The organism is Thioclava sp. 'Guangxiensis', assembly GCF_045348365.1.
GTDB classification, from domain to species: domain Bacteria; phylum Pseudomonadota; class Alphaproteobacteria; order Rhodobacterales; family Rhodobacteraceae; genus Thioclava; species Thioclava kandeliae.
The window spans coordinates 645609-672129 of sequence record NZ_CP155822.1 but is presented as its reverse complement, the minus strand read 5'-3'; the positions used below and the strand labels follow the sequence as shown (position 1 = coordinate 672129).

The following is a 26521-nucleotide window of genomic DNA, read 5'->3' as shown; positions in this document are numbered from 1 at the left end:
TGTTTGCAAGCAGCAGAACCAGTCTGCGCGATATGTGTAGCACGCTAAAACCTGACAAAAGGTTAGCAGCCTTAACCCTGCGCGATCAAAGCCCTTCGAATTCGCACAAAACCTGCACCTGTTGCCCCATCGCTTCCAGTTTACGGCGTCCGCCCAGCTCGGGCAGATCCACGATGAAGGAGCAGCCCACGATCTGGCCGCCCAGCTTCTCGATCAGCTGTATCCCCGCACCGCAGGTGCCACCCGTTGCCAGAAGGTCATCGACGATCAGCACCCGCTCTCCGGGCTGGATGGCGTCTTCATGCATCTCCATGATCGCCTCGCCATATTCCAGCTTGTAGGCCTGGCTGATAGTCTGGCCCGGTAGCTTGCCCTTCTTGCGGATCGGGACAAACCCTTTCGACAGCTGGTGGGCAATCGCCCCGCCAAGGATGAACCCGCGCGCCTCGAGCCCTACAACCTTGTCGATCGGCTGGCCTGCCCAAGGGTGCAGGAGCTGGTCGATCGCCATGCGGAAGCCGCGCGGGTCGGCGAAGAGGGTGGTGACATCGCGGAACAGGATCCCCTCATGCGGGAAATCGGCGATGGTGCGGATGTAATCCTTGACGGTTTTCATGGGTGTCTCCGTGCGGGCGGGGAGGGGGTCACAGGACGCGACCGGCCACGCAGTTCAGTTTCTCTTTCATCTCGGGATCGCGGCACTCGGGCGCCGTCATGATCGCCCCGTCCAATGCACGGTTACATCCCGAAGCGCAATCGCTTTGCGGCCCTTTGAGGCGCTTGGGCAGCGCCGCGATGACCGAGCGCGCCAGTTGCGCATTGGCCTTGGCGGTGGCCACTACCTGCGCCACATCGACCGCGTCATGATCGGGGTGCCAGCAGTCGTAATCGGTGATCATCGCGATACAGGCGTAGCAGATCTCGGCCTCGCGGGCGAGTTTGGCCTCGGGCATGCCGGTCATCCCGATCACATCCGCGCCCCAGCTCCGGTAGAGGCGGCTCTCGGCCAGAGTGGAAAATTGCGGACCCTCCATCGCCACATAGGTGCCGCCCCTATGCATGGTGCCACCCGCCTCGCGCCCCGCCTCCAGACAGACCTCCGAAAGCCGTGCGCAGGTCGGGTGGGAAAACGGCACATGGCCCACAAGCCCCGTCCCGAAAAAGCTTTTCTCGCGGGCGAAGGTGCGGTCGATATACTGGTCCACCACCAGAAAATCGCCCGGCGCATAGTCTTCTTTCAGCGACCCCACCGCCGAGACCGCCACCAGATCGGTCACACCCATGGTCTTCATCGCCGCGATATTGGCGCGGTAATTCACCGTGGTGGGCATATGCACATGGCCGCGCCCGTGGCGGGGCAGGAAAACCATCCGCACCCCGTCCAGCTCGCCTGTCAGCAGCTCGTCCGACGGGGTGCCGAAAGGTGTCTCGACCGCCTGCCATTTGCGGTTTTCCAGCCCCGCAATGTCATAAAGCCCCGAGCCGCCGATGATCCCGATTACCTTGTCCATCATGTTTTCCTTACTTCAAACGCGGGCGCAGCAGTTCCCATGTATCGGTCACGGTGGCATAATCCCCGCGATAGCCCAGCCGGCTGACCCAGCCTGGCGGATGGTAGATCCCGTCTGTCAGGCAATCCTCTCGCAGATGTACGCCCACCACCTCGGCATGGACAAGCACATCTGCCATACCCAGTAACGGCATCTCGCCCACAAACCGGCATTCCAACGCGGCAGGCGCCTGCGCCACACGCGGGCAGTCGATCTCGCTGCACTCGGCCTTCTCGATGCCGCAGGCCGCGAACTCGTCCACCCCCGCCGGATAGGGCGCGGTGCTGGCATTCATCACCTCGACCAGCGCGGGCTCTACCAGATTGACGCAGAACACCCCGCTCTCGCGGATCTGGGCGAGGCTGTCTTTGGTGCCGTCGCGATCCTCTTTCGCACCCAGCGAGGAAAACACGACCTGCGGGGGCGTATAGGCGGCGGCATTGAAGAAGGAATAGGGCGCCAGATTGTCGCCCAGCTTGCCGCGTGTCGAGATCCAGCCAATGGGGCGGGGCGAGACGATGGCGCTGAACGGATCATGCGGCAGGCCGTGTCCCTGAGCAGGACGATAGAACATTTCGATGCCTCCTATGGTTTGAACCTGACACTGCCGCGTGCTAGGCGGAATGGAAAGCCCCAGCCTTGGTGTTCGGGGATCAGATCGCATGGGGCGTGGCCGATGTATCAGCTCGACGAAGAAAACGAGGCCGACTGGTGGGAAGTCGAGGCGCTCTATGACCTGTGCTTCGCGCCCGGCCGGACCGCGCTTTCCTCCTACCGGCTGCGCGATAACGTGCCCAAAGTCAGCCAGCTCTGCCTTACATTGCGGCAGGACGGCATTCTGGCCGCGGTGATCCGCTACTGGCCGATCCTGGTCTCGGGGCATCGCTGCCTGCTTCTGGGGCCTGTGGCCGTCCACCCCACCCGTCAGGGCGAAGGCCTGGGCGGAATGCTCATGCATGAAAGCCTCAACGAGGCGCGACGCATTGGCTGGGAGCGGGTGCTGCTGGTCGGGGACGAGCCCTATTACCGCCGCTTCGGATTCTGGAAGATCGATGACGTGATCATGCCGCCGCCCACCAACCCCGACCGTGTGCTTGCGCTGGAACTGGTGCCCGGCGCATGGGAAGGCGTGACCGGCGAGGTCGAGAAATTCACGACCCCTTCCCCGGGCGCCTGACCGGCCTCTTGCACTCGCGCCTGCCCGCTCCATATCTGAACGGAAAGGGAGTATGCCCATGTCTCAGACTACCGCCGAAATCTTCGAACCCCTGACCGATCACAGCGTGATGCGCGAGCTGGACGGGCTGGCGCGGCGCTACCGTTCGGCCTCCGGGCCGGGCATGCAGCTCCTGTCCTATCTCGGCGGCTCTGCCGAGACGCTTCTGAATAAACTCCCGAGCCCCGTGCGTGGTGGTCTGGAGGGAATCACGGCCAGGGCGCTCCAGACGGCTCTGGCCGCGGCAGGCCGCTCGCGCGGTGTCGTCGAGGACAAGCCGGACTGGCTCAACAGGGCATTGACGACGGCGATGGGGGCGGCGGGAGGCTTTGCGGGCCTGCCCGGCGCGGCCGCAGAACTGCCGTTGACCATCACCATGCTCCTGCGCTCCATTCAGGGGATCGCGGCCGAACACGGCTTCGATCCGGCCTCTGATGAGGTGAAGACCGAATGCCTGCGCATCTTCGCCTCCGCCGGTCCGCTCGAAGAGGATGACGGCACCGATGTCGGTCTGATCGCCACACGTGTGACATTGACAGGCTCGTCCATGCAGGGACTGATCTCCAAGGTCGCCCCGCGCCTGTCGGCGGTTCTGGGCCAGAAACTCGCGGCCCAGGCGGCGCCGCTTCTGGGCGCTGTGGCGGGCGCTGCGGTCAACTATACCTTCACCAGCTACTATCAGGATGTGGCGCGGGTGCATTTCGGTCTCAAGCGCCTCGCCCGCGATGCGCAGATCGACGAAGGCCTCCTGCGCGAGGAACTGGTCGCGCGGATCAGCCGCAAACGCTGAACCTTTCCAGCGTCCCTAAATATCCCGGGGTGAAGCGGGGCCGTCAGGCCCCGAGAGGGGCAGAGCCCCTTCCTGCCTTACAGATGGGCCAGATAGGTCGTCACCGCATTACGCACAGAGCTATGCCCCTCATTGCGCACGCGCTGTACGATCTGGCGCAGCTCGGCCAGATCGGCGCGGCGGATCAGGTGTTTGATCGGCCCGATCGAGGCTGGCCGCATCGAGAGCGTCCTGAGCCCCAGCGCCGCGAAGGTCAGCGCCTCCACGGGGCGGCCCGCATCCTCGCCGCAGAAACTCAGCACTGTATTGGTGGCCTCGCAGCGCACGATGATCCGCTCGAGGAAGGTCAGGAAGCTGACATCCAGCGTGTCATAGCGCCGCCGCACACGCTCGTTTTCTCGATCCGCCGCAAAGAAGAACTGCTTGAGATCATTGCCGCCGATCGAGATGAAATCGCAGGTCTGGTAGAAACTGTCTGGCGCAAAGCCCAGCGACGGCGTCTCCAGCATGGCGCCGATCTTCAGGCATTCGGGGACGGGGCGGCCAAGGGCGGCCTCGCGGTCGCGCTGGCGCAACAGCGCATCACGTCCGGCATAGAACTCTGACGGGCAGGCGATGAAGGGGAACATTACCTCCAGAGGGCGCGTGCCGGCGGCGCGGATCAGCGCCTGCAGCTGCATCCGCAAGACGCCGGGCTTGTCGAGCCCCACACGGATCGCGCGCCAGCCCATCGCGGGGTTGGGCTCGTCTTGCGGTTTCATATAGGGCAGGACCTTGTCCGAGCCGATATCGAGCGTGCGGAATTTGACCGGCTTGCCTTGGGCTGCATCCATCACGCGGTTATAGAGCTGGGCCAGCTCGTCGCGGCGTGGCACCCGCGAGCGGGTCAGGAATTGTAGCTCGGTGCGGAACAGGCCCACACCCTCGGCGCCGCTATTTTGCAGCGAGGGCAGATCGGCCAGAAGCCCCGCATTCATCACCAGATTGATCCGTGTGCCCTGCCGATCCTCGGCGGGCAGATCGCGCAGATCGGCATAGCGTTTCTGGGCCTCGGCCTGCATCGCGATCTTGTCGCGGAACGCATTGGCCACGGGGTCTTCGGGGCGCAGATGCACCACGCCCTGATCGCCATCCACCAGAATCGGGTCGCCATTGAGTGCCTCGGTGGTGATCCGCTTGGCATGGATCACCAGAGGGATGGCCAGCGCCCGCGCCACGACGGCCGCGTGACTGCCGACCGAGCCTTCCTCCAGCACCACGCCTTTCAGCCCACGTCCGTAATCAAGGAGTTCCGCAGGGCCGATATTCTTGGCAACCAGAACGGGGTTCTCGGGCAGCTCGGCGCCGGTATGGGTGCCTTGCCCTGTCAGGAGGCGCAGGAGCCGGTTCGAGAGATCATCAAGATCCGAGAGGCGCTCGCGCAGATAGGGATCAGCCGCCTGTTCGAGCCGCGAACGGTTCTGCGACTGTTCCTTCTCGACCGCGGCCTCGGCCGAAAGGCCAAGCGCGATATCCTCGGTCATCCGCCGCATCCAGCCGCGCGAATTGGCCAGCATCCGGTAGGTCTCGAGCACCTGCCGGTGGTCCATATCCATATCGCCGGAGCCGGAGATCATGTCATTGACCTGCGCCTGAAGCGCGCCCACGGCGTCTTCGAGCCGCTGTTTCTCGTGATCGGGATCGTCGCCCACGGGATTGGTGACCACCACGCGCGGCTCATGCAGCCAGACGCGGCCCTCGCAGGCGCCTTCCTGACCGGAGGAGCCGCGGAACATCACCGGAAAACGATGGCTGTGCCCGATCCCCTCGCCATCGCCCACAAAGGCGCCCAGCTCGGTCATCTCGGCCAACACCATGGCGACGACCTCGAGGCCATAGACCTCGTCATCCTTGTAATCGCGCGCTTCTTTCGACTGCACGACGAGCACGCCCAGTTTCTCGCCCACCCGCTGGATCGGCACGCCGAGGAAGCTCGAATAGATCTCTTCGCCGGTCTCGGGCATATAGCGGAAACCGGGGGCAGAGGGGGCGTCATGGGTGTTGATCGGGTTGCCGACACGGGCGACGCGGCCCACGAGGCCCTCGCCCAGACGCATCCGGGTCTGGTGCACAGCTTCGGGTTTCAGGCCTTCGGTGGCACAGAGTTCCAGCGTCTCGGGGTCACGGAACAGGTAGATCGAACACACCTCGGTGCCCATGGAATGGGCGATCAGCGAGGTGATCCGGTCCAGCCTGTCCTGACCGTTGCCAGGCTCGGCCAGGACGTCGCGCAAACGGCGCAACAGGTTCCGACTGTCGCTATCACTGCGTTCCGCCATGAGAAAAGGCCGATCCTTTGGTTCGATAGTTACGCCCGAAACAGGGTAGAAAGGCGTTAGCCTTTCTGGTCCAGTTCAAACGCATCATGGAGTGCCTGCACGGCCAATTCCATATATTTCCGGTCGATCAGGACGGAAATCTTGATTTCCGAAGTGGAGATGACCTTGATGTTGATGTTTTCGGCGGAAAGCGCCTGGAACATCTTGGCGGCGACGCCTGCATGGCTGCGCATGCCGATACCCACGACCGACACCTTGGCAACCTCGGTATCGATGATCAGCTGGTCGTAGTTGATCTTGCCTGCGGATTTGGCCTCTTCCATCGCCTTCTGGGCGCGGGCGACCTGATTGATCGGCAGCGAGAAGGTCATATCGGTGACAGCACCGGCATAGGTGTCGTCATAGTCCTTTTCCGAGATGTTCTGCACGATCATATCGACATTCACACCGGCATCGGCCAGCGGGCCGAAGATGGCCTGCGCCACGCCCGGACGGTCGTGAATGGTGAACAGCGTGATTTTTGCCTCGTCGCGCGAGAAGGCGACACCAGAGACGACTTTCGATTCCATGATTTCTTCCTCGCCGCAGACCAGGGTTCCGGAGTTTTCGTCGGTATCCTCGAAGGAGGACAGCACCCGTAGGCGCACATTAAAACGCATTGCCAGCTCGACCGAGCGGGTTTGCAGGACTTTCGCGCCCAGCGAGGCCAGTTCCAGCATCTCCTCGAAGGCGATCTTGTCGAGCTTGCGGGCCTTGCCCGAGACGCGGGGGTCGGTGGTGTAGATGCCGTCGACATCGGTATAGATGTCGCAACGCTCGGCATCGAAGGCGGCGGCAAAGGCCACGGCGGTGGTATCCGAGCCACCACGACCCAGCGTGGTGATGCGGCCTTCTTCCGACAGGCCTTGGAAACCGGCCACGACAGCGACCTTCATACCTTCGGCGAATTTCGCGTCGATATTGTCGCGCGGAATCGATTTGAAGCGCGCGGCGCTATGGGCCGAGGTCGTGTTGATCGGCACCTGCCAGCCTTGCCAGCTGCGCGCGGGCACGCCCATTTCCTGCAGGCGCAGCGCCATCAGACCGGCGGTGATATTCTCACCCGAGGCCACGACGGCGTCATATTCGCGCGCGTCGTAGAGGGGCGCGGTCTTCTCGACCCAGCCCACAAGCTCGTTGGTCTTGCCGGACATAGCCGACACGATTACGATGACGTCATAGCCCCGCTCAACTTCGCGCTGGACCTTAGCGGCCGCATTGGCAATGCGGTCGAGATCGGCCACCGAAGTGCCACCGAATTTCATGACGAGAAGCGGCATATCTTCCCCCTCGCTTCGCTGCCCGGTCCCTGTGCCGGGAGTTCGGGTTTCGGTTAAAGCAAGCGCTACCCCTGCGCAAGAGTGGCGATATGGTGATCCATCGCTTCTGTCATAAGAATGTCGTTGTGGGGCGGTAGCGAGGGCGCGGCGGCCTTGATAGACCGGTGCCGTCGGATCCTTGGCATGTGTCCTGTCTCGGGAGGAGGAGCCTATGAGCTTGCACGAACGCGAGATGGAAGAGCGCAAAGCGCAGGCGACGGGGCTGTCTACGGCGCTGACGGGGCTGCGGATGGCGATGGACGAGCGCGCGCAGGGGCAGATGGACCTGTGGGATGACTGGATCAAACGTCCCGAATTCTACCCCTCAGCCCGCAATCTGGCGGATTACCTCTCGCTTGCGCCGGGCGAGCTGGCCCCGTTCGAGGCGCCTTTCGCCTCTTTCGGGATTTCCTCGCTCAACCGTGCCGAACCGCATCTGCGGGCCTCGATCGATGCGGTTCTGGCGTCTCTGGCGCTGATTTCCGGTCAGGCCGTGGCTGATTATCCGCCGGTCGAGGTCTTTGCTGCGGGGCCTGCACGGCTTGCCGCGCGGCGCGGGCAGATGTTTGGCGCCCGTCGGCACGCGCCACATGCACGGATCATGGCGAGCCTCGGGATCAACTGCATCACCACCCCGCCGGAGGGCGGCGAGCCGCGCACTGCCGAGAGCTATCTGCGACACCTGATCGGGGCAGGCGCCGATGCGCTGCGCATCGATCTGTCCTCGGGCGGGCCGGAGGACTGGAGCGGGCTGGCACAGATGGCCCGCGAGGTCGCGCAGGATCTGGGTCGGCGGGTGCCGGTGCAGATCGACCTTGCCGGGCCGCACTGCCGAGTGGCGCGGATGATCGGCGGCCATGGCCGGTTGCGCATCGGCGACCGGTTCGAGGTCGTCGAAAAACTGGTCAAGGGCGATGTTCCCCGTATCACGCTCAGCCAGCCCGCCCATTGGGAGGCGCTGGCAGAGGGGTGTGTGATTCGGATTAACGGGGGCAAGTTGCAGGGAGAGGTCGTCCGTAGCGGTCCCGACAGGGTGCGGGTAGAGGTGACCGCGACACCTCCACGGGGCGCACGGCTCAAACCGGGGATGCCGGTCAGTCTTGCCGGCGCCGAGCCGGAGTTACCACCGCTCGGGCCGGAGGATCTGCCCGCGCTGGAGGTGGCCCTGCGCCATGCCGATAATCTCAGCGTCTCGTTGCAGACCCCGAAGGCGGTGCAGGCGTTCTTCGCAGAGCTGGAACGGCTCCAGCCGGAGGGGCCGTGGCCGGTGATCATTCTGCGCATCGAGACAGCGCAGGCATGGCACAACCTTCCCGATCTGATCGTGGCCACCGGCGGGCGCTGCGGGGTGGGGGTGATGATCTCGCGCCCCGAGTTGGCGCTCGAGCTGGGCTATGCGCGGCTGAGCGAGGTGCAGGACACGATCTTCTGGCTGTGCCGTGCGGCAGAGGTGCCGGTGCTCTGGGCGCCCGGCCTCATGGAGCGGCTGGTGCAGGAGGGGCGTCAGAGCCGTGCCGAGTGGAACGAGGCAGCGCTGAGCCATCCGGCCGATTGCGTTATGCTTGAGCACGGGCCGCATACAATTCGCGCGATCGGGGAAATGTCGGAGGTCCTGCTGCGGGCCGAGCGGTTCATGACGAGGACCAGCGCGCGGCTTGGAGGCTTCGTCCGCTGGTCCGCATAGCGGGCTGGGGCTAGTTGGTTTTGCGGCGCGGCGCGAAGGGCAGGGGCATGATGCCGATCCCGTCTTCCAGCAGCGCGCGGGCCTCGTCGGGCTTGGCCTCACCATGGATCGCCCGCTCGGGAGCATCGCCCTCATGCATGGCACGGGCCTCGCGCACGAAATCATCGCCGACATAATCCGAGTTTTTCTCGATATGCTCGCGCAGCTTGGCCATGGCCGCTTCCATCTCGCTGGCCGGAGCGCTCAGCGAGGGGGCTTTTTGCGCTGGGGCGGCGGCCATTTTGCGGGGAGATTGCACCGACGGGGCCATCAGGGACTTCGACACATCGGCAGAGCCGCAGACCGCGCAGGTGACCAGTCCCTTGGCGCATTGCGTGTCAAAGGCCTCTCCGGAGGCGAACCAGCCGTCGAATTGATGTCCATCTGCGCATTTCAGCGTGTAGCGGATCATGGATCTACCCTAAAACACCCCGCCCGCGCCCTGTGGCCAATGCTGATCCGGCACGGAGCGGAGCTTCCCGATTGAACGGCCCCGATCGAGGGCCTGCACTTTCGTGCTCGGGTTTACTTAAGCATGATTGCAGTAAACGCAAGATTTATAGCTGCGGCAACCGGTCAGGGAGCTGGTCGGGCAATTCCCGCAGCAGGCGCGCCAGATCGTGTTCCATGACCGATGTCGCGGCTTTGGAGATGTCCATCCATTTGCGGCGGCGCTGGCCTTTTTCGGGGAATTTTGCCTCCAAACGGATCACGCGGACCACATGCAGATCGACATTGCAACGGCGGGTTATGCCGTCCTCGAAGAGCTTCTGGTAGGTGTAATGGCCGACGGGGCCATCCTCGCAAAGCCGGCCCACAACGCCCGCCTCTTCCCATGCCTCGCACAGCGCGGTCTCGCCTGCGGCACAGTCTTTCATCAGCCAGCCTTTGGGGAGGATCCAGCGGCCGCTATCGCGCGAGGTGATCATCAGCACCTGCAGCCGTCCGGCCTTCATGCGCAGGCAAAGGGCTGCTTCCTGCGCCGATTTGCCAAGCGCTGTGCGTTCGAGAAGACTGAGCTTGCGGTCGAGTTTCATTGGGTCTGCGGGCTGCCTGTTGGGAGGGGGCGGTGTTTGCGCCTTTTCCACAAATCTAGCGCATTCCGGTGACCCGCCAATGACATATAGATGAATTTATACATCTGGAGGTGGTATTAAGGGGGCAAGCTGCGTGAGAAAGCCGCTTAAATAGGCAGGATCGGTCTCGGGGAGACCCGAACGGGCAGCGTCCGACATCGCACGGAAGTCGGGCTGGGTGAGGGTGGCCATTGCTTGTGCCAACGCATCTGCATCGGGCAGAAGGCGGGCGCCGCCGCAGGCATCGAGCCGCTCATAGGCTTCGCGCGCATTCTCGAAATGCGGACCGTGGAACAGGGCGCAGCCATAGACCAGCGGCTCGAACGGGGTATGGCCGCCTTTGGGAACGAAGGAAGCTCCGGTGAAACAGGCCGCGGATCGGCCATACCAATGGCCCATCTCGCCCAGCGTATCGGCCAGATAGACCGGCCCTGAGGGCGGCTCCCCCTGCGAGCGGCGCGCGAGGGTAAAGCCACGGGTGGTAATCATGCGGGTGATTTCTGCAGCGCGGCGCGGGTGGCGCGGCGCAAGGATCAGACGCAGCTCGGGGCGGGATGCAAGGGCTGTGGAAAAGGCCTCGAGGATCAGTTCTTCCTCGCCCTCATGGGTCGAGGCCGCAAGCCATGTGTTTTGGCGGGTCCAGTCTGCGGGCCAGGGGGCGAGCGGTGGCAGGTTCTGGGGGACGACAGCCGTTTTGAGGTTAATCCGGGGGAGGAGGTGGGTCGCAAGGACTCCCAAGCGCAGGAAGCGTGCCTCGGAAGCGGCCTCCTGTGCAGAGACGGCCGTTAGCCCTGCAAGGACGTTGCCGGGGGAGAGGCGCTGCCAGAACCGCGCCGAGCCCTCCGACAGCCGCGCTCCGAGCATCAGGCAGGGATGGTTCGCCTCTTGCATGAGGGCGAAACGGTTGGGCCAGATCTCATTTTCGATGACGATGAGAGCCGAGGGGCGGTGATGGCGCAGGAAGCGGCGCAGCACCCAGCGCGCGTCCAGAGGGGCCAGAACGATCCGTGTGCCTGGCGGCAGGCTGCCGGCCTCGCGCCAGTTTCGTGCGAGATCCTGTCCGGTAGCAGAGTTGGTGGTGATGAGCAGGCTATGGCCCTGCGTCACGAGCCAGTCGAGCACCGGACGGGCCGAGGTGAGTTCGCCATTGGAGGCCGCATGCAGCCAGACCGGTCGGGCTGTATGGGGGAGGGGCTGGCTCGGGCCGGATGGCAGGCCACCCAGCCGCTCCGCCAGCCCCGTGCGGCTTTGCCGCCCGCGCGCCCAGCCCCAGAGGAGATGGGCAAGCAGCAAGGGTAGGGCAAGGGACAGGAGCAGGCGGTAACGCAGCAAAGGCAGATCCTCGAACAGGCAGGGGGTGCGCGGCATCCAAAACCTGCCACGACCGCAGATGCAAGCCAAGATGACGCGACCTTGGGGCCAAAGGTTACCGGACGCAGGGTTATAGCGGCAACGACATCGCCCCCATCCGCAGCGGGCTTGCCAAGCGCCCGATCCGTTGCGAAGCTTTCCTTGGGGAAGGAAGCGCATCCGAACGGGTGCTTCTGCTATTTTACAGGGATTAACAGGGAGGAGTATTATGGACAATTTCGATTATGTGATCATCGGGGCGGGTTCGGCGGGCTGCGTGCTGGCCAACCGCCTGAGCGCGGATCCGCGCAACCGTGTTCTGCTTCTGGAGGCGGGTGGCAAGGATAACTACCATTGGGTGCATATTCCGGTGGGCTATCTGTATTGCATCGGGAATCCGCGCACCGATTGGGGCTATAAGACCGCGCCGGATGCAGGGCTGAACGGGCGCGAACTTCTCTATCCGCGTGGGCGCATCCTTGGCGGGTGCTCGTCGATCAACGGGATGATCTATATGCGCGGGCAGGCGGCCGATTATGACGGCTGGCGCCAGCTGGGATGCACAGGCTGGGGCTGGGATGATGTCCTGCCTTTGTTCATGGAGCAGGAGGATTTCTATCGCGGGGCCTCGGATCTGCATGGCGCGGGAGGGCCTCTGCGGGTGGAAAAGGCGCGTGTGCGCTGGGATGTTCTGGATGCGTTCTTGGAGGCGGCGGAGCAGGCGGGCTTTCCGCGAAGTGATGATTTCAACACCGGCACCAATGAAGGCGGCGGGTATTTCCATGTGACCCAGCGTAGTGGCTGGCGTTGGTCTGCCGCGCGGGCGTTTCTCAACCCCGTAAAATCGCGCCCCAATCTGGAGATCCGCACCGGTGCACAGGTCGAGAGGCTGCGCCTCGAGGGGCGTCGGGTCACAGGCGTGGTCTATCATCGGCAGGGCCAGAGCCATGAGGTATCTGCCCATGAGGTGATCCTGTCCGCAGGGGCGGTAGGGTCCGTTCAGGTGCTTGAACTCTCGGGGATCGGCAAGGCCGAGACACTGGCGGGAATGGGTGTCACCCCCCGCATTGAAAGCGCGAATGTGGGGGAGAACCTGCAGGACCATCTGCAGTTGCGGCTGGTCTATAAGGTGCAAGGCGTCAAAAGTCTGAACACGATGGCCTCGACCCTTTGGGGCAAAGCCATGATCGGGGCGGAATATGCGCTCAAGCGCTCGGGGCCGATGGCGATGGCGCCCAGTCAGGTGGGGGTGTTCACGCGATCCTCGCCCGAGAAAGCCACGCCCGATCTGGAATATCACGTCCAGCCGGTGAGCCTTGATAAATTCGGGGATGCGGTGCACCCCTTCCCCGGCATGACGGCCAGCGTGTGTAACCTGCGCCCCGAAAGCCGTGGTTCGATCCATATACGTTCGGGCGATTTCCGCGAGCATCCGGTGATTGCGCCGAACTATCTCTCGACCGAAGGGGACCGGCTGGTTGCGGCACGGGCGATCCGTCAGGTGCGCCATGTGGCAAGCCAGCCCGCCTTTGCCCGTTTCAACCCCGAGGAATACAAACCCGGGATGCGCTATCAGAGCGACGAGGAGCTGATCGGGGCTGCGGGGGATATCGGAACGACGATCTTCCATCCCGTCGGCACCTGCCGAATGGGGATTGATGACGAATCGGTAGTCGATACGCGGCTACGCGTGCGCGGGGTCGAGGGGCTGCGCATTGCCGATGCCTCGATCATGCCGACCATTACCTCGGGCAATACCAATGCACCGACCATGATGATCGCCGAGAAAGCCGCGCGCATGATCCTCGAGGATGCACGCGCGGGCAGTATGGCGGCCGAGTGATTACTTCTCGGTCTTCTTGGCTGCGGCCTTCATGCGGGCCAGCAGGGCGGCTTTATCCGCCTTGCCACCGAAGGGGTTCTTGTCGCTGCCCTTGGCGTTATGTTCGGCGTGGCGCGGCGCATTCTTGTCAGAGGGCGCATTGCCGGATTTGCTGTAATCCATGATCTGGTCTCCTTGGCTTCTATCTCCCTGCCAGAGCGCGGCATATCCGGCAAGTCTGTTCTTGGGGCGATCCGCCCGCGCTGGGCCAAATCGGGCGTTGCCCGGATAAATGGAAAACGGCTACCGGGATCTCTCCCGATAGCCGTTCGTGTTGCCCTATGCCCGAAGGCCGGGGCGCATGGTCCGCTTAGCGACCGGTGCCGATATAGGGAGTCGCGATCGGTGCGACCGAGGTGCGCGAGGTCCCGTTGAGAACGTAATCGGCGTTCTGGATGTTGTTGTCGCGGCGCGCGCTGTCGACGGTGACCAGCTCGGCGAGCGTGTAGTCGGAAGCGTTCACACCCAGCTGTGCGGCCAGCTGTGCTTTGCCGTGGCTGCCTGCCGAGGCATCCGCACGGTTCTCGTGGTTCAGGAAGTAGTTGGCTTTCTCGACATCGCCATCACGACGGGCTTCGTTGATGTTGTTCAGCTCGGCGGTGGTGAATTCGGCGCCGTTCACGTTCAGCAGGGCTGCGAGCTGTGCGTCATTGCTTTGAGCCGAAGCGATACCTGCGGTTGCTGCAACGATCAGGGCGGCGGTGGTCAGAATGGTTTTCATATCTCTATCTCCAGTGATGTGCCGGGTCAGTGCCATCCGGCGTGTTCTTGATGAGTGATATCTAGCAATGTGCACCTCAATAGGTAATTCCCCAAAACTATCCTTTTGATGTGCGGAAAAAAACATAAACGCCCCTTGAAACTGAACTATTAAGTTCAAAAGGCCCCGATGACTGATCATCGGGGCCTTTCCTGAGTGGCTTGTCTTATGGCTCAGCCTGCGGCTATCTTCCGTTCACGGGCCTTGCGCCATGCCTGATCGGAGGGCGAGATGAAGGTGTAGAACATCGGCACCACGAAGAGGGTGAAGAGCGTGCCGATGATCAGACCGGAGAACATCACGACCCCCATCGCCTGACGGGCCGCAGCCCCTGCGCCCTCGGCGATCACCAGCGGGATCACCGCAAGCGCCATGGCGGCGGTGGTCATCAGGATCGGGCGCAGGCGGGTGCGAGCGGCGGCGATGATCGCCTCGCGTCGCATCAACCCGTGCTCCTCGCGCTGCTGGTTGGCAAACTCGACCATCAGGATCCCGTGCTTGGTGATCAGGCCCACAAGGGTGATCAGGCCGACCTGGGAGTAGATGTTGAGTGTGCCGAGCCCGATATTGAGCGGCAGGAGCGCCCCGAAGATCGTCAGCGGAACCGTCATCAGGATGATGAAGGGGTCGCGGAAGCTCTCGAATTGCGCGGCCAGCACCAGATAGATCACCAGAATGGCCGCCGCAAAGGCGATGACGATGGTGTTGCCCTGCGTGACCTCCAGCCGCGACTGGCCGGAATAATCGATGAAGAATCCGTCGGGGATGGTCTCGTTGGCGATTTTCTGGATTTCTGCCAGACCTTCACCGGTGGAAACCGTGGGCAGGGGGAGGGCGGTGATGGTGGAAGAATTGAGCTGGTTGAACTGCTCGATGGCCGCAGAACGCACGCCGCCTTCGATCTTCACCAGCGCCGAGAGCGGCACCATTTCGCCGGTCGAGGCGCGCACGAAGTAATTGCCCAGCTCCTCGGGGTTCTGGCGGAAGTTGCGCGGCACTTGCGTGATGATGTCATAGCTGTTCGAATCGCGGTCGAACTGCGCGACAGAGCCACCGCCCACCAGAAGGCCCAGCGTTTGCCCGATCTGGCTGATCGGCACATTGAGCGAGGCGGCGCGGTCACGGTCGATGGTCACCTGCACCTCGGGCGCATCATAGCTGAGCGAGTTCTGCACGATGATGAACTTGCCCGACTGCATGGCCTTCTGGGTGATCTCCGCCGAGACTTCGGCCACGCGGGACGAGCTGTTGACCGACTGGATGATGACCGAGATCGGCAGGCCACCACCGGCCCCCGGCAGGGTAGGCGGCGCAAAGGCGAAGCCCTGAAGGCCCGGCGATCTGTTCAGCCCTGCCTGAATATCCTGCTGGACCTCGGCCTGCGAACGATCGCGATCGGCCCAGTCCTTGAGCTGCCAGATCTCGATCCCCTGACCGTCATCGCCGCCGAAGCCCGCGATCGAGAAGCTCTGCCGCACCTCGGGGATGTCCTTTGTGTTCTCGTCCACCTGCTTGATATAGGCCGAGGTATAGCGGTCGGTCGCGTATTTGGGGCCCTTCATGATGGCAAAGAGCGCGCCCTGATCCTCTTCGGGGGCCAGTTCGGTGGAGGTTTTGGTGAACATGAAGCCGGTGGTACCTACGAGCACCAACACGATCAGCAGCGTGACCCAGCGCATGTTCAGCGATCCGGTCACGCGGCGCTCGTAGAAGCCCGCGAGCTTTTCGAAGATGCGGTCCACAAAGCCCTGGAAACCGCCTGCATGCCCCGATTTGAGGATCCGCCCCGACATCATCGGCGTGATGGTCAGCGCGATAATGCCCGACAGGATCACCGATCCGGCCAAAGTGAAGGCGAACTCGGTGAAGAGCGCCCCCGTGAGGCCGCCGGTAAAGGCCAGCGGTGCGAGAACGGCGGCCAGCGTGATGGTCATCGCGATCACTGGACCGGTGATCTCCTGCATGCCTTTGACAGCGGCGGGGATCGGCTTCATGCCGTCCTCGATATGGCGGTGGATGTTTTCCACCACCACGATGGCGTCATCCACCACCAGACCGATGGCCAGAACCATTGCCAGCAATGTCAGCAGGTTGATCGAGTATCCCAGCGCCAGAAGCACCGCCATCACCCCCACGAGCGAGAGCGGGATGGTGACGATGGGCATCAGAACCGAGCGCACCGAGCCGAGGAACAGCAAGATCACCAGCACCACGATGATCACGGCTTCGGCGATCGTGTGGAACACCTCCTCGATGGAGGCCGAGATGGTCTCGGTGGAGTCGTAGACGTTCTGAATTTCCATGCCCTCGGGCAGGGAGGCGTTGATGGCGGGGAGCGCGTCGATCACCGCCTGAGCCGTGTCGAGCGGGTTGGCCGCAGGCGTCGGCATCACGCCGATAAAGGTGCCCGACTGACCGTTGAAGCTGACGATCTCGCCGGATTCGTCCGAGGCCAGCTCCACCCGTGCCACATCGCGCAACCGGATGACGCTATCGCCTTCGCCACGGATTGGCAGTGCGCCGAACGCCTCGGGTGAGGACAGCGTGGATTTGAGTGTGATCGACTGGGTATAGAAATCGTTCTCGGTCGCACCGGGGGCCGACAGGAAGTTCGAGGCCTGAATGGCCTGCAGCACTTCTGCCGCGGTCACGCCGCGTGCCGCGAGTTTTTTCGGGTCGATCCAGACGCGCATCGCATAGGTCGAGCCGCCGATGATCTGGATCTCGGCCACGCCCTGAATGGTGGACATACGGGGCCGGATGACGCGGTCGAGATATTCGGTCAGCTGCTCCTGCGTCATATTGGGGTTGGTCGCGGCCAGATACATCAGTGCGAAGGTCATCCCCGTGCCCTTGACGATCTGCGGATCTTCCGCGCCATCGGGCAGATCGGAGCGCACCTGCTGGACCTTGGCCAGCACTTCGGTCAGCGCCACATCGGGATTGGCACCGAGTTTCATATTGACCGAGACGGTCGAGACCGATGGCCGCGAGGAGGAGGTGACGAAGTCGATATTCTCGGTGGTGGCCACCGCCGCCGAGATCGGCGCGGTGATAAAGCCCTGAATGAGGTCGGGCGCCGCCCCCGGATAGGTGGTGGTGATGGTCACCACGGTCTCGTCGACCTCGGGATATTCACGGACCGGCAGGTTGAAGAAGGCCTGCGCCCCGATCAGCAGCATGAAGGCGCCGATGACCATCGACAGCACGGGCCGCCGGATGAAGATTTCGGTGAAATGCATGATCCGTCGTCCTTATTTCGAGGCGTCGGGCGCGATATCGCTACCCGGATCGGCGGGCAGGGTGACGGAATTGTCGATGGTGACGGTCGCCCCCGGATTGAGACGATTCTGGCCGGCATTGACGATCTTGTCGCCCGCCGTCACGCCGTCGGTGATCTCGACCATATCGCCCGAACGGCGGCCCAGTTTCACGAAGACCTGTTTGGCGATCTGGCGTGTCTCGCCATCGCTTTGCTCGTCGCGCACCGCATAGACGCTATCGCCATAGAGGCTCGAGGTGATGACGGTTTGCGGCAGGGCGATGACCCCGTCCTCGGTCGGCAGGATCACCCGCACCTGCAGGAACTGGCCGGGCGTCAGCGCGCGGTCCTCGTTGGGGATCATCGCTCGCACCCCGACCAGACGGGAATTGGCATCGATCTTGGGTTCGATCCCGACGATCTTACCCTCGCGGGTGATGCCGCCGATTTCGGAGGTCACCTGCACATCCTGACCCACCGAGACATTGCGGACCTGCTGCTCGGAGAGGGTAAAATCGACATGCATTTTCGAGGCATTTTGCAGCGTGGCATAGGTGGTGCCGACGGTGGCATATTCGCCCAGATCCACCTGTGGAATACCGATCGTGCCATCGAAGGGGGCCAGAAGCCGTTTGGTTTCAAGCGCGGCTTTCAGCTTCTCGACGCTGGAACGGGCAGTGGTGGCATCGGCAATCGCGCTATCGAGTGTGGAGACGGCCGAAACGCCGCGGTCGCTGAGTTTCTGCGCCCGTTCAAGCGAGGTCTGCGCCAGTTCGAGCGAGGCCTGAGCCGCTGCCAGATCGGCGCGCTCCTGACGGTCGTCGATCTGCACGAGAAGATCGCCCTGTTTGACCTCCGCATTGGCGGTGAAGTTGATCTCGCGCACGATCCCTGCGGCCTCGACCGCCAGATCGGTGCCTTCGGCGGCATTGGCGGTGCCGATGGCTTCGATCCCCGGTGTCCATGTGACGGGGCGGACCTCGGTGACAGAGACCACGACGGGCGGAGCCTGCATCGTGGCGAAGAACTGACCGATCATTTTCTCGCGGAACAGGTTGAAACCGATGATGCCACCGGCGACCACGATCAGAAGGATAATGGCAATGGTAGGGGAGAGGAGTCGTCTGAACATGGTGGCTCCGATTAGCCTGCGGGGAATAATAAGCATCGAACTGAACTATTGGGTTCAGTTAGGTCTTCTTATCCCTGTCACGTTTCTTTGAGCAAGCTTAAAGTTTTCGTGTGCCATAGGGGAAAGAAACTGTGGGTCAAATAACACTGACGCAAGGTAAATGCTGTATCGGCGCTGTTTCTTTTCCATGTTTGCGCAAACGTGTGTAACTGACCGCGTCTCAAACGCGTTAATGGACGGTAAGGGAGCAATATGCCATGCTGCAGGTGCAGCATTGCGCCGGCCCCGTCTGGTGTAGAAAGGTGACCCATGTTCTTCGATCCCACGGCTTCGGCCTCACTGCCTCTTGAAACTGCGTGGCTTGGCTGGGAAGCGCAGGCCGTGATCGCCATGCGCATGGCGGGAATGGCAGGGCTCTGGCATGCCGCGCCCGATGAAATGACCCGAATGGTTACCGAGAAAATCGATGCAGGTTTCGGCGCGACCGAAGCCGCCGCCCGCACCGTGTTTGCAGGGGGCACCATGGATCAGGCAATGCGTGCGATGGTGAAGGAATATAGCCGTCATACCTCGGATAATGTGCAGCGCCTATCCAAGCTGGGCCCCGCGCAGGTCTTCTGAAACCGCGTCGATGAATTTGAACGCCCCATGAAACCCGTGGGGCGTTTTCGCGTTCACCCTGTAATCACAGGAGTTCGCACGCATGTCACTGTCTCAGGTTGATGTAGAAGAGGTTCGCAGTCCCGAGCCGTTGGCTGTCGATACTGCGCAATTCCGGCGCATCTATGTGGTCGCCAACCCCAAATCCGGCCAGAATTCTCGGGCGCGAGAACCCATTGAAGCCGCTCTGGAAGTGTTTGGCGATGAGGCCAAGCTCTATCGCTGGGCGCCGGATGAGGAAGTTTCGAAAGCCGTGGACCGCGCGATTGCTGATGGCGCGGAACTGATCGTGGCCGCAGGGGGGGATGGCACCGTCATGGCCGTGGCGCAGGCGATGCTGGGCAAGAACGTCCCGATGGCGGTTCTGCCTTTGGGCACGTTCAACTTTTTCGCCCGCGGTCTGCGCCTGTCGGAGGATGCGACCGAAGCCGCGCGCCAGATCCTGAAAGGCGATACCCGCCAGATCAGGGTTGGCACTGTCGAGGGACAGGTGTTCCTGAACAATGCCTCGCTCGGGATCTATCCCAAGATCCTCAAAGCGCGCGAGGCGATCTATGCGCGCTGGGGTCGGCACCGGTTGGTGGCCTATTGGTCGGTGATCCGCACTTTCCTGAAATTCCAGAAACCTATGAAAGTTGAGTTCCGGACCGAGGATCTGCACGATACCCGCTCGACCCCACTGATTTTCGTGGCGCGCTCGGCCTATCAGCTGGATTTCTTCGGATTGCGCGGCGTGCGGGCGATCACCGATGACAAATTCGCCGTTCTCATCGCCAAGGGCAAGACCCGTGGCGAGCTGTTCCGTCTGGCATGGCGGCTGGTGACGCGGCAGGTGCAGGAGGGTCGGGATTACGATGTGCTGCGCTGCCGCGAGTTTACCGTCAGCCTGCTCGACAAACGTCGCGCGCTGCTGGCCTTTGATGGCGAAAAGGCACGGATGAACGCGCCTTTCGAATTCCGTATGCACCCCGAGCCGCTGACCATTGTTATTCCCGAGGAGAGCGAGGAGACATGAGACGTATCATCCATCTCTCCGATCTCCATTTCGGAAAGACCGATCCACGGCTGGAGCGGCCTCTTCTGCGCAAGATCGACGAGCTTGCCCCTGATCTGGTGATCGTTTCGGGTGATTTTACCCAGCGTGCACGGCGCCATCAGTTTGCGCAGGCGCGCGCTTTCCTGAACCGGATCAAAGCGCCCGTGCTGGCGGTTCCGGGCAACCATGATACGCCGCTGGATAATGTTCTGGTGCGCTTTGTTACGCCGTGGCGGCGTTACCGGCAGGCGATCGACCGCGAGCTGGAGCCCGAATGGCGCGACGCGCGTGTGCATGTGGTCGGCGTGAACACCGTCAACCGGTTCAAATGGCAGCGCGGACGGATCGGCCCGCATACCATCCGCCGCGTGTGCAGCAGCTTTTCTGCAGTGCCGCGCGATGCTCTGCGAATCGTTGTGATGCATCATCCGCTCGAACATGGGCCGGAGACCGACAAGAAGTTGATGGAGGGTGCTTCCCACGCGCTCAGGCGGCTGTCGAAATGCGGTGCGGATATTGTTTTGTCGGGACATCTTCACGAGGGATCTGCCGCGCCATTCCACGCGGCGCCCGGGCTTTTGTTCGTGCAGGCGGGAACGGGGCTGTCGACGCGGCTGCGGGGCACTCCCAATATGTTCAATCTGCTGGAACACCAGACGGCGGGCGAGGTGTCTATCACGCGCTATCTTTCGAGTTCTGAGGGAAAGTTTGCGCCGGAGGCCGTGCGGCATTTCCGCAAGACCGCGCAGGATTGGTCGGAGGTCGCTTCTCCAAGCCCGATCGAGGCGACCTCCCACGATATGATCCGGTCGGTGGCCTTTGCCCCGTAAGCTGTTTACCAAGCCTTAACCATCATCCGGCCATGCTATGCCTACTCCGTCAAAGAGGGGAGGGCACCATGCGTAGAGAATTTGCTGCTTGTGTGGTCACAGGATGTGTGATGCTCCTGCAAGGCTGTGGTGCCCAACCCGCCCCCCAGTTCTTCAATGCCGAACGCCACGAGATCACGCTCGACGGTATCCGCTTTGTGGTGTTTGACCGCGGAGGCGATGCCGAGGTGATCCGCATGGGGTATCTGACATTGCGCGAGCGTGATCGGGTGCCGCCCCTTATGCGTCGCGCGGCCGAAGCGACGACCGGTTGCAAGGTGACCAGCCCCTCGAGTGGCCCGCTCAGATCCCCCTCGCTGCCCGGGGATACGGGCGAGGCGAGGTTCCGGCTTGAGTGTGGGGCTTAATCCAGAAATTCGCGGATAATGTCCTCGAACTCGCGCGGTTTCTCGGCATGGAGCCAATGCCCGACGCCCTCGAGCCTGACCATGCTGTTCTGCGGGAAAAGCGCGTCGATCCTCGGCTGGAATTCGGGGCGGACATAGTCCGAAGCGCCGCCATAGACAAAAAGGGTCTCGCCGTTGAAGGAGCCTGTCACATCGGGGAAGCCGACGATCTTGTCCATCTCCCGTTCCAGCACATCAAGGTTCAGTTTCCACTGTGCAGGCTCGGATTTCAGATCCAGCGATTGCAGCAGGAAGGCACGCACGGGCTCGCTGGCAACGGTCTCCGATAGGCGGCGATTGGCCTCCGAGCGCAGTGTCAGCCCCTCCAGATCGAGGCCCTTCATCGCGCGCACCAGGGAGTTCTGTGAATGGGCATAACCCACCGGCGCGATATCGGCTACAATCAGCCGGTTGATCAGCTCCGGTCGCGTGAGCGCCAGCACCATCACCGCCTTGCCGCCCATCGAGTGGCCTAGCACGTCCATTTTGCCGCCATGCGCCTCGATCACTTGCGCGATATCCCCGGCCATATCGAAATAGCTCTGGCTGTCCAACTGAGGACTGTCGCCGTGATTGCGCTGGTCTACAGCCAGCACTTCGCGCCCGTCCGACAGGCGTTTCTGGATGACCCCCCAGTTACGGGCGGATCCGAAAAGACCGTGGACGATCAGAAGCGGGGGCTTGCCAGTGGGGCTACCTTGGGAGAGCACGTTCAACATGGGCCCATTGCTAGCGCGCGGGCCCGCGCAATGCCAGAGGTTTCAACGCTTGTCCCCATGCGGTCGCAGGGCTAGCTTGCCTGCAAAGGAGCCCGCGATGAACCCTGCCGAATTTCAAGACAAAGTGGATCATGTGTCTAGGCTGCTGGCCAAGCGGCTGGGGGCCAAGGGGGCGAGCCTTGGCGAACGGATCAACCACCGTGCCCGCGCGCTGCCACGCCGTGTGCGGGTGGCCGCCCGCGAGCTGGCGAGGCTCGAGCCGATGATGGGGGCGCCCAAGTTGATGAAACAGGTCGATCAGAAAAAGACCGACCGGAATTATCGTATCTGTATCAAGTATCTGGAGCCTCTGGGGGCGGAGCAGAGGCTGGTGCAGGGGGTGCTGAAGGTGATCACGGGGATCGTTTTCCTTATCGTGCTCACCGGTGGCGCGATGCTGGCTTATGCCATAGTCCACGGGCAGCTTTGAGAGGGCCGGCCCCGCTGCGGGCCGCCTGGCGATCCTGAGCGCGGATATGGAAAAGGCCCCGGAATTCCGGGGCCTTTTCGGTTGGTTCGAACCGGATCAGAGGTTCGGGTAGAGCGGGAACTTGGCGCAGAGTGCCGCGACTTCCTCGCGCACTTCGGCCTCGACCGCGTCGTTATTGTCTTCGCCATTAGCGGCCAGACCGTCCACGACCTTCACGATCATGCGACCGATCTGGCGGAACTCTTCTTCCTTGAAGCCGCGGGTGGTGCCTGCGGGGGTGCCCAGACGGACGCCCGAGGTCACGGTCGGCTTCTCGGGGTCGAAGGGCACGCCGTTCTTGTTGCAGGTGATGTGCGAACGGCCCAGAGCCTTGTCGGTCGCGTTGCCCTTCACGCCTTTCGGGCGCAGGTCAACCAGCACGACATGGGTGTCGGTGCCGCCGGTGACGATGTTCAGGCCACCTTTCATCAGCTCGTCCGAAAGAGCTTGCGCATTTTTCACGACCTGCTCGGCATAGACCTTGAACTCGGGGCGCAGCGCCTCGCCGAAGGCCACGGCTTTCGCCGCGATCACATGCATCAGAGGACCACCCTGAATGCCCGGGAAGATGGCCGAGTTGATCTTCTTGGCGATCGCCTCGTCATTGGTCAGGATCATGCCGCCACGCGGACCACGCAGGGTCTTGTGGGTGGTGGTGGTGGCCACATCGGCATAGGGGAAGGGCGAGGGGTGCTGACCGCCTGCGACCAGACCGGCAAAGTGCGCCATATCGACCATCAGCAGAGCGCCAACCGAGTCGGCGATCTCGCGCATTTTGGCGAAGTCGACCTGACGCGGGATGGCCGAACCACCGGCGATGATCAGCTTCGGCTTGTGCTCGTTGGCCAGTTCCTGGATCTGGTCATAGTCGATACGCTCATCCTGACGGCGCACGCCATATTGCACGGCGTTGAACCATTTGCCCGACTGGTTGGGCTTGGCACCGTGGGTCAGGTGGCCGCCTGCATCCAGCGACATGCCCAGAATGGTGTCGCCCGGCTGCAGCAGGGCGGTGAACACACCCTGGTTGGCCTGCGAGCCCGAGTTCGGCTGGACGTTGACATATTCACACCCGAACAGCTGCTTTGCGCGCTCGATGGCGAGGTTTTCGGCAACATCGACGAACTCGCAGCCGCCGTAATAGCGCTTGCCCGGATAGCCTTCGGCATATTTGTTGGTCAGAACCGAGCCCTGGGCTTCCATCACCGCTGCCGAGACGATGTTCTCGGAGGCGATCAGTTCGATCTCGTCGCGCTGGCGGCCAAGCTCGTTGCGGATCGAGCCAAACAGCTCGGGGTCACGGGTTTCAAGGCTTTCGGTGAAGAAGCCTGCATCACGCTGTTCGGTCATCTCTCGGATCTCCCGGGTAAGGAATTTTCGTGCACCGTTTATCGCAGAAAATCTCTGGCGGAAAGCGCTATAGGCGACAAATATGCGACGAATGGCGGCAGGGGGAGGACTTGCGGTCGGGATTGTATTGCCTTTCATGCCCGTGCTTGATCTATCTTCGGGTCGAATGAAGGAGAAGGCTCGTGCGCTTTCGCAATAAAATCCATTTCACCGCATCGCGTGGCGAGGTTGCGCAGACAGCGCTCAAGGCGCTTACCGCGCATTACGGCCAGTGCGCGGTGACACAGGCCGAGGTGCTGGTGGCTCTGGGCGGCGACGGGTTCATGCTGCAGACCCTGCATGAGGGGCTGGATCTGCCCGTCTACGGGATGAATCGCGGCACGGTCGGCTTTTTGATGAATAAATATGGTTTCGAGGATCTCGAGGCGCGGCTGGAGGCTGCGGAAGAGGCCGTGATCCATCCGCTCTCGATGACTGCCCAGACCGCGGATGGCGAGATCCACAAGGCGTTGGCAATCAACGAGGTCTCGCTTCTTCGTGCTGGTCCGCAGGCGGCGAAACTCCGGATCTCGGTGAACGGGCGCGTACGGATGAGCGAGCTGATCTGCGACGGGGCGATCCTGTCCACGCCCGCCGGATCGACGGCCTATAACTATTCGGCGCATGGGCCGATCCTGCCGATCGGGGCAGGGGTGCTTGCGCTGACCGGTATCGCGTCCTTCCGGCCCCGCAGATGGCGCGGGGCGATTCTGCCTGATCAGGCAAAGGTCCGGTTCGAGGTGCTGGAACCGATGAAGCGGCCTGTGATGGCAGATGCCGATTCCCGTTCGGTGCATCCGGTCAAATGGGTCGAGATCGAGCTGGAGCGCCGCATCTCGCACCGTATCCTCTTCGATCCGGGGCATGGTCTGGAAGAGCGGCTGATGAACGAGCAATTCGCCTGAACGCTCATTCTTCGGTCGCGCGCCATGTCTCCAGCTTGCGGTAGAGCGTCGAGGGCGCCACTTGCAGCCCGCGCGCTGTCTGCGGCACGGACTGATCATTCCGGGCGAGCCGGTATTCGATGATCCGCCGTTCGATCTGGGCAAGGCTTTCCCCATCGAACGCTGCCAGCGCGTCGAGCGGCGTATCATTCTGCGGGGGCGGTTCGCTGATCTGCGGCAGCATGTCGAGCGTCAGCGCATCCCCGTCATTGAGGATCACGGCCGAGCGGATCATGTTCATCAACTCGCGCACATTTCCCGGCCAGAGGGCGGTTTGCAGGCGATGCAATGTCTGCTCCGGAATGGTGGTGAAGCCCCGCTGTTCCTGTGCAGCGAATTTCCGAAGGAAATGTTCGGCCAGCGGGCCAATGTCCTCGCGTCTCTCGCGAAGGGGCGGGATATGAAGTGCCACAACGCAGAGCCGGTAGAGCAGATCAGCACGCAGTTTGCCCTGCTCTACGGCGTCCTGCGGCGGGATGTCCGAGGCGCTGACGATGCGCAGATCAACTTGTCTCTCGGTCGGACTGCCGACAGGGCGGACCTTTTGGTTCTGCAAGAACCTCAGTAATTTGCCCTGAAGCGCGGGGTCGAGCTCGGTCAGCTTGTCGAGAAACAGCGTGCCGCCATCGGCGCGGATGGCAGCCCCCGCATGATCGGAGATTGCACCGGGTAGCGCCCCGCGCATATGGCCGAACAGCTCGGATTCAAAGCGGTCAGCCCGGATGGCCGAGCAGTCGAAGACCACGAACGGGTTGCCCGCGCGCGGAGATAGCCGGTGGATGGCCTCGGCACAGATTTCCTTACCGGTGCCGGATTCGCCCACGATCAGGACCGAGGCATCCGAGGTCGCCGTCTGCCGGATACGGTCGTAAAGCGCGGCCATCTGTTCGGACTGACCGATAAAGGCGCCCACCGCCCCCGGAGACGGGCTGCCACTGGCGCGCTGGCCGCGGATTTGCGCCAGCGCGCGGTTTATCGCGGACTGTAGGCGCGGCTCGCTCACCGGTTTTGTCAGGTAATCGAACACGCCAGCGCGCATCGCTGTCACCGCGCGCTCTGCCATGCGTTCGGCGGTGATGACGATGATCTGGGTATGGGGAGCTTCTGCGCGCATCTGCGCGATCAGATCCATCCCGTCGCCATCCGGCAGCATCAGATCCAGAAGGACAAGCGGGTAGGGGTGCTGGGCAAATAGCGCCATTGCCTGTCTGGTATTCTCGGCAGAATGGGGCACCAGCCCCATCTTCTGCAACTGGGCCATATAGACATGCTGCACGCTGGCAATATCCTCGACAACCAGAACAGGGATCGGGTTGGGGTCGGGAAGGGGCACAGGAGCAGAATTCATCATACCGGCTGTTCTTCGGCTAATGGGCAAGTGATACAGGATACTGTTTCTTTTATCGTAACAATCGCGAGGTTCATAAACCTAATTGCCTCAAGGATGCCCTGCGGACTACCTTTCCGCCTTAGGTTGAGTTGCGTCCGGGGCAGATCAAACGCCGCATCCTTCCGAAAATCTGTCCGGCGGGGGGAGGCTGCGAGAAAGAGGTCTGATTTGATCATGTGCGC

The 26521-nt window shown here is 62.6% G+C and carries 25 protein-coding genes; 10 read left to right on the top strand and 15 right to left on the bottom strand.

What is annotated here, in order from left to right; translation table 11 throughout:
* Positions 1 to 85: 85 nt before the first annotated feature.
* From ABEB22_RS03290 to ABEB22_RS03280, 3 genes are read right to left on the bottom strand one after another with little or no spacing between them, the layout of a single operon-like run.
* Positions 86 to 616, bottom strand: a complete 531-nt coding sequence (locus ABEB22_RS03290; RefSeq protein ID WP_339114276.1) for an adenine phosphoribosyltransferase — start codon at positions 614 to 616, stop codon at positions 86 to 88.
* A 28-nt stretch (positions 617 to 644) separates the two neighbouring features.
* On the bottom strand, positions 645 to 1511 hold the full coding sequence (locus ABEB22_RS03285; RefSeq protein WP_339114467.1) for an S-methyl-5'-thioadenosine phosphorylase: 867 nt from the start codon (positions 1509 to 1511) through the stop codon (positions 645 to 647).
* A 10-nt stretch (positions 1512 to 1521) separates the two neighbouring features.
* Positions 1522 to 2124, bottom strand: a complete 603-nt coding sequence (locus tag ABEB22_RS03280) for a flavin reductase family protein (protein WP_406870812.1) — start codon at positions 2122 to 2124, stop codon at positions 1522 to 1524.
* Between the two features lie 102 nt (positions 2125 to 2226).
* Here ABEB22_RS03280 and ABEB22_RS03275 point away from each other — a divergent pair, with 102 nt between their 5' ends.
* Positions 2227 to 2727, top strand: coding sequence for an N-acetyltransferase (locus tag ABEB22_RS03275; protein ID WP_339114278.1), 501 nt, complete (start codon positions 2227 to 2229; stop codon positions 2725 to 2727).
* Between the two features lie 58 nt (positions 2728 to 2785).
* The gene (locus tag ABEB22_RS03270; RefSeq protein WP_406870811.1) at positions 2786 to 3556 is read left to right on the top strand and encodes an EcsC family protein; all 771 of its coding nucleotides are present in this window, start codon (positions 2786 to 2788) and stop codon (positions 3554 to 3556) included.
* A 77-nt stretch (positions 3557 to 3633) separates the two neighbouring features.
* Here the strand turns inward: ABEB22_RS03270 and ptsP are convergent, their stop codons facing one another.
* Positions 3634 to 5874: a phosphoenolpyruvate--protein phosphotransferase gene (gene ptsP / locus ABEB22_RS03265; RefSeq protein ID WP_350936253.1), complete on the bottom strand. Its 2241-nt coding sequence runs from the start codon at positions 5872 to 5874 to the stop codon at positions 3634 to 3636.
* A gap of 56 nt (positions 5875 to 5930) precedes the next feature.
* Complete coding sequence (locus tag ABEB22_RS03260) at positions 5931 to 7193, bottom strand: aspartate kinase (protein WP_339114281.1); 1263 nt, start codon at positions 7191 to 7193, stop codon at positions 5931 to 5933.
* Positions 7194 to 7404: 211 nt separating this feature from the next.
* On the opposite strand from ABEB22_RS03260, the gene ABEB22_RS03255 reads away from it, so the two are divergent.
* Entirely contained in the window at positions 7405 to 8916 is a 1512-nt protein-coding gene (locus tag ABEB22_RS03255; RefSeq protein WP_406870810.1) for a pyruvate kinase, read from the top strand.
* A gap of 10 nt (positions 8917 to 8926) precedes the next feature.
* Here ABEB22_RS03255 and ABEB22_RS03250 read toward each other — a convergent pair whose 3' ends face one another.
* From ABEB22_RS03250 to ABEB22_RS03240, 3 genes are all read right to left on the bottom strand, one after another.
* The gene (locus tag ABEB22_RS03250) at positions 8927 to 9367 is read right to left on the bottom strand and encodes a DUF1178 family protein (RefSeq protein ID WP_339114283.1); all 441 of its coding nucleotides are present in this window, start codon (positions 9365 to 9367) and stop codon (positions 8927 to 8929) included.
* A 145-nt stretch (positions 9368 to 9512) separates the two neighbouring features.
* Positions 9513 to 9992 (bottom strand): NUDIX hydrolase, encoded by a 480-nt coding sequence (locus ABEB22_RS03245; protein ID WP_339114284.1) that lies wholly within the window; start codon positions 9990 to 9992, stop codon positions 9513 to 9515.
* Between the two features lie 96 nt (positions 9993 to 10088).
* Entirely contained in the window at positions 10089 to 11399 is a 1311-nt protein-coding gene (locus ABEB22_RS03240; RefSeq protein ID WP_406870809.1) for a 3-deoxy-D-manno-octulosonic acid transferase, read from the bottom strand.
* Between the two features lie 211 nt (positions 11400 to 11610).
* Here ABEB22_RS03240 and ABEB22_RS03235 point away from each other — a divergent pair, with 211 nt between their 5' ends.
* Positions 11611 to 13224 carry a GMC family oxidoreductase gene (locus ABEB22_RS03235; RefSeq protein ID WP_406870808.1) on the top strand — a complete coding sequence of 538 codons (1614 nt, stop codon included), beginning with the start codon at positions 11611 to 11613 and terminating at the stop codon, positions 13222 to 13224.
* On the opposite strand, the gene ABEB22_RS03230 is transcribed toward ABEB22_RS03235, so the two are convergent.
* The 4 genes from ABEB22_RS03230 to ABEB22_RS03215 all read right to left on the bottom strand — a co-directional run bounded on the left by ABEB22_RS03230 (position 13225) and on the right by ABEB22_RS03215 (position 18417).
* Positions 13225 to 13386 (bottom strand): hypothetical protein, encoded by a 162-nt coding sequence (locus tag ABEB22_RS03230; RefSeq protein ID WP_339114287.1) that lies wholly within the window; start codon positions 13384 to 13386, stop codon positions 13225 to 13227.
* Positions 13387 to 13573: 187 nt separating this feature from the next.
* Entirely contained in the window at positions 13574 to 13984 is a 411-nt protein-coding gene (locus tag ABEB22_RS03225; RefSeq protein WP_350936243.1) for a hypothetical protein, read from the bottom strand.
* A 212-nt stretch (positions 13985 to 14196) separates the two neighbouring features.
* Positions 14197 to 17265, bottom strand: coding sequence for an efflux RND transporter permease subunit (locus tag ABEB22_RS03220; RefSeq protein WP_406870807.1), 3069 nt, complete (start codon positions 17263 to 17265; stop codon positions 14197 to 14199).
* A gap of 12 nt (positions 17266 to 17277) precedes the next feature.
* Positions 17278 to 18417, bottom strand: a complete 1140-nt coding sequence (locus tag ABEB22_RS03215; RefSeq protein WP_406870806.1) for an efflux RND transporter periplasmic adaptor subunit — start codon at positions 18415 to 18417, stop codon at positions 17278 to 17280.
* Between the two features lie 309 nt (positions 18418 to 18726).
* Here ABEB22_RS03215 and ABEB22_RS03210 point away from each other — a divergent pair, with 309 nt between their 5' ends.
* The 4 genes from ABEB22_RS03210 (at position 18727) to ABEB22_RS03195 (ending at position 21350) form a co-directional block, all read left to right on the top strand.
* Positions 18727 to 19038 carry an antibiotic ABC transporter gene (locus ABEB22_RS03210; RefSeq protein ID WP_339114291.1) on the top strand — a complete coding sequence of 104 codons (312 nt, stop codon included), beginning with the start codon at positions 18727 to 18729 and terminating at the stop codon, positions 19036 to 19038.
* A gap of 82 nt (positions 19039 to 19120) precedes the next feature.
* On the top strand, positions 19121 to 20092 hold the full coding sequence (locus ABEB22_RS03205) for a diacylglycerol kinase family protein (RefSeq protein WP_339114292.1): 972 nt from the start codon (positions 19121 to 19123) through the stop codon (positions 20090 to 20092).
* The gene (locus ABEB22_RS03200) at positions 20089 to 20943 is read left to right on the top strand and encodes a metallophosphoesterase family protein (protein WP_406870805.1); all 855 of its coding nucleotides are present in this window, start codon (positions 20089 to 20091) and stop codon (positions 20941 to 20943) included. Before ABEB22_RS03205 ends, ABEB22_RS03200 begins: the two co-directional genes overlap by 4 nt.
* 68 nt (positions 20944 to 21011) lie before the next feature.
* Positions 21012 to 21350 carry a hypothetical protein gene (locus ABEB22_RS03195; protein ID WP_406870804.1) on the top strand — a complete coding sequence of 113 codons (339 nt, stop codon included), beginning with the start codon at positions 21012 to 21014 and terminating at the stop codon, positions 21348 to 21350.
* Here the strand turns inward: ABEB22_RS03195 and ABEB22_RS03190 are convergent.
* Positions 21347 to 22108 carry an alpha/beta fold hydrolase gene (locus ABEB22_RS03190; RefSeq protein WP_406870803.1) on the bottom strand — a complete coding sequence of 254 codons (762 nt, stop codon included), beginning with the start codon at positions 22106 to 22108 and terminating at the stop codon, positions 21347 to 21349. The genes ABEB22_RS03195 and ABEB22_RS03190 overlap by 4 nt on opposite strands.
* 97 nt (positions 22109 to 22205) lie before the next feature.
* Between ABEB22_RS03190 and ABEB22_RS03185 the strand changes: the two genes are divergently transcribed.
* Positions 22206 to 22577 (top strand): hypothetical protein, encoded by a 372-nt coding sequence (locus tag ABEB22_RS03185; protein ID WP_406870802.1) that lies wholly within the window; start codon positions 22206 to 22208, stop codon positions 22575 to 22577.
* Positions 22578 to 22673: 96 nt separating this feature from the next.
* On the opposite strand, the gene glyA is transcribed toward ABEB22_RS03185, so the two are convergent.
* Entirely contained in the window at positions 22674 to 23966 is a 1293-nt protein-coding gene (gene glyA / locus ABEB22_RS03180) for a serine hydroxymethyltransferase (RefSeq protein ID WP_350936229.1), read from the bottom strand.
* 182 nt (positions 23967 to 24148) lie between these two features.
* Here glyA and ABEB22_RS03175 point away from each other — a divergent pair, with 182 nt between their 5' ends.
* A complete protein-coding gene (locus ABEB22_RS03175) occupies positions 24149 to 24910 on the top strand; it encodes an NAD kinase (RefSeq protein WP_406870801.1) in 762 nt (253 codons plus the stop codon).
* 4 nt (positions 24911 to 24914) lie between these two features.
* Here the strand turns inward: ABEB22_RS03175 and ABEB22_RS03170 are convergent, their stop codons facing one another.
* Positions 24915 to 26300, bottom strand: coding sequence for a sigma-54-dependent transcriptional regulator (locus tag ABEB22_RS03170; protein ID WP_406870800.1), 1386 nt, complete (start codon positions 26298 to 26300; stop codon positions 24915 to 24917).
* Positions 26301 to 26521 lie beyond the last annotated feature (221 nt).

Bases quoted from the DNA above. Each gene is read 5' to 3' on its own strand.
- ABEB22_RS03220 (WP_406870807.1), bottom strand. From the start codon at position 17,265: ATGCATTTCACCGAAATCTTCATCCGGCGGCCCGTGCTGTCGATGGTC.
- ABEB22_RS03210 (WP_339114291.1), top strand. From the start codon at position 18,727: ATGTTCTTCGATCCCACGGCTTCGGCCTCACTGCCTCTTGAAACTGCG.
- ABEB22_RS03205 (WP_339114292.1), top strand. From the start codon at position 19,121: ATGTCACTGTCTCAGGTTGATGTAGAAGAGGTTCGCAGTCCCGAGCCG.
- ABEB22_RS03285 (WP_339114467.1), bottom strand. From the start codon at position 1,511: ATGGACAAGGTAATCGGGATCATCGGCGGCTCGGGGCTTTATGACATT.
- ABEB22_RS03250 (WP_339114283.1), bottom strand. From the start codon at position 9,367: ATGATCCGCTACACGCTGAAATGCGCAGATGGACATCAATTCGACGGC.
- ABEB22_RS03170 (WP_406870800.1), bottom strand. From the start codon at position 26,300: ATGATGAATTCTGCTCCTGTGCCCCTTCCCGACCCCAACCCGATCCCT.
- ABEB22_RS03275 (WP_339114278.1), top strand. From the start codon at position 2,227: ATGTATCAGCTCGACGAAGAAAACGAGGCCGACTGGTGGGAAGTCGAG.
- ABEB22_RS03195 (WP_406870804.1), top strand. From the start codon at position 21,012: ATGCGTAGAGAATTTGCTGCTTGTGTGGTCACAGGATGTGTGATGCTC.
- ABEB22_RS03240 (WP_406870809.1), bottom strand. From the start codon at position 11,399: ATGCCGCGCACCCCCTGCCTGTTCGAGGATCTGCCTTTGCTGCGTTAC.
- ABEB22_RS03225 (WP_350936243.1), bottom strand. From the start codon at position 13,984: ATGAAAACCATTCTGACCACCGCCGCCCTGATCGTTGCAGCAACCGCA.
- ABEB22_RS03280 (WP_406870812.1), bottom strand. From the start codon at position 2,124: ATGTTCTATCGTCCTGCTCAGGGACACGGCCTGCCGCATGATCCGTTC.
- ABEB22_RS03185 (WP_406870802.1), top strand. From the start codon at position 22,206: ATGAACCCTGCCGAATTTCAAGACAAAGTGGATCATGTGTCTAGGCTG.
- ABEB22_RS03235 (WP_406870808.1), top strand. From the start codon at position 11,611: ATGGACAATTTCGATTATGTGATCATCGGGGCGGGTTCGGCGGGCTGC.
- ABEB22_RS03200 (WP_406870805.1), top strand. From the start codon at position 20,089: ATGAGACGTATCATCCATCTCTCCGATCTCCATTTCGGAAAGACCGAT.
- glyA (WP_350936229.1), bottom strand. From the start codon at position 23,966: ATGACCGAACAGCGTGATGCAGGCTTCTTCACCGAAAGCCTTGAAACC.
- ABEB22_RS03260 (WP_339114281.1), bottom strand. From the start codon at position 7,193: ATGCCGCTTCTCGTCATGAAATTCGGTGGCACTTCGGTGGCCGATCTC.
- ABEB22_RS03270 (WP_406870811.1), top strand. From the start codon at position 2,786: ATGTCTCAGACTACCGCCGAAATCTTCGAACCCCTGACCGATCACAGC.
- ptsP (WP_350936253.1), bottom strand. From the start codon at position 5,874: ATGGCGGAACGCAGTGATAGCGACAGTCGGAACCTGTTGCGCCGTTTG.
- ABEB22_RS03255 (WP_406870810.1), top strand. From the start codon at position 7,405: ATGAGCTTGCACGAACGCGAGATGGAAGAGCGCAAAGCGCAGGCGACG.
- ABEB22_RS03290 (WP_339114276.1), bottom strand. From the start codon at position 616: ATGAAAACCGTCAAGGATTACATCCGCACCATCGCCGATTTCCCGCAT.
- ABEB22_RS03245 (WP_339114284.1), bottom strand. From the start codon at position 9,992: ATGAAACTCGACCGCAAGCTCAGTCTTCTCGAACGCACAGCGCTTGGC.
- ABEB22_RS03190 (WP_406870803.1), bottom strand. From the start codon at position 22,108: ATGTTGAACGTGCTCTCCCAAGGTAGCCCCACTGGCAAGCCCCCGCTT.
- ABEB22_RS03230 (WP_339114287.1), bottom strand. From the start codon at position 13,386: ATGGATTACAGCAAATCCGGCAATGCGCCCTCTGACAAGAATGCGCCG.
- ABEB22_RS03215 (WP_406870806.1), bottom strand. From the start codon at position 18,417: ATGTTCAGACGACTCCTCTCCCCTACCATTGCCATTATCCTTCTGATC.